The sequence below is a fragment of the Kitasatospora sp. NPDC088264 genome, from assembly GCF_040685715.1.
GTDB lineage: Bacteria > Actinomycetota > Actinomycetes > Streptomycetales > Streptomycetaceae > Kitasatospora.
Map to the genome: position 1 here is coordinate 1 of NZ_JBFBIR010000149.1, position 1,111 is coordinate 1,111.

At 67.9% G+C, this 1,111-nt stretch carries 1 protein-coding gene; it reads left to right on the top strand.

Translation table 11 applies throughout. The features are described 5' to 3' along the window. Positions 1-53 precede the first annotated feature (53 nt). Positions 54-1,111, top strand: a 1,058-nt coding sequence (locus AB0O82_RS38750) for an IS701 family transposase (RefSeq protein WP_363589762.1), incomplete at its 3' end; no start/stop codon positions are given.

The window sequence follows — 1,111 nt, forward strand, 5'->3', positions numbered from 1 at the left end:
TACTGCAACGGTGCTTACCGTGACGGTTGTCGGGTTAGCTCGTTGAGCTGTTCATGGGTGGGGACATATCCGAGATCGATGCTCGTCGCTGGTCGGATGGGCTGGCAGGGTTGCATGAGCGGTTTGCTCACCGGTTCGCGCGGAGTGAGTCGCGGGAGTCGGCGCTGGCTTACATGTGGGGCCTGCTGGCGCCTTTGGAGCGCAAGAACGGGTGGACGGTGGCCGAGGAGGCCGGTCATGTCGGTCCGGACCGGATCCAGCGGCTGCTGAACCGGATCGACTGGGACGCGGACGGGGTGCTCGACGACGTACGCGAGTACGTCGTCGAGCACCTGGCGGATCCGGCCGGTGTGCTGATCGTGGACGACACCGGGTTCCTGAAGAAGGGTGTGCGTTCGGCCGGTGTCCAGCGGCAGTACTCCGGAACCGCCGGCCGCACCGAGAATTGCCAGGTCGGGGTCTTCCTCGCCTACTCCGGCAAGCCGGGCCGCACCCTGATCGACCGGGCGCTCTACCTTCCGAAGTCCTGGACCGACGACCGCGCACGCTGCCGGGCGGCGGGGATCGGCGATGAGGTCGAGTTCGCCACCAAGGTCCAGCTCGCCAGGGCGATGGTCCGCCGCGCGATCGACGACCAGATCCCGTTCCGGTGGGTGACCGCGGATGCCGGCTACGGCTACAGCAAGGGCTGGCGCTACGAGTTGGAGCAGGCCGACGTCTTCCACGTCGTGGCCACCACCAGCCACGACACCGTCGTCACCCGGCGTGCCTTGGACCATCGACTGCACGACCTGATCGCCGACCTGCCCCGTCAGAAGTGGAAGCGTCGTTCCTGCGGCGAGGGCGCCCACGGCCTGCGGGTCTACGACTGGGCCCGCGTCGAGGTCCGGCCGTGGCACCGCCCCGACCGCAAACACTGGGTCCTGGCACGCCGCAGCATCACCGATCCCACAAAGCTCGCCTACTACATCGCCTACGCGCCCGCCGATGCCACACTCAACGAGCTGATCGCCGTCGCGGGTGCCCGCTGGGCGATCGAGGAGTGTTTCCAGAGCGCCAAGGGCCAGTGCGGCCTGGACGACTATCAGGTCCGACGCCACCCGGGGTGGTA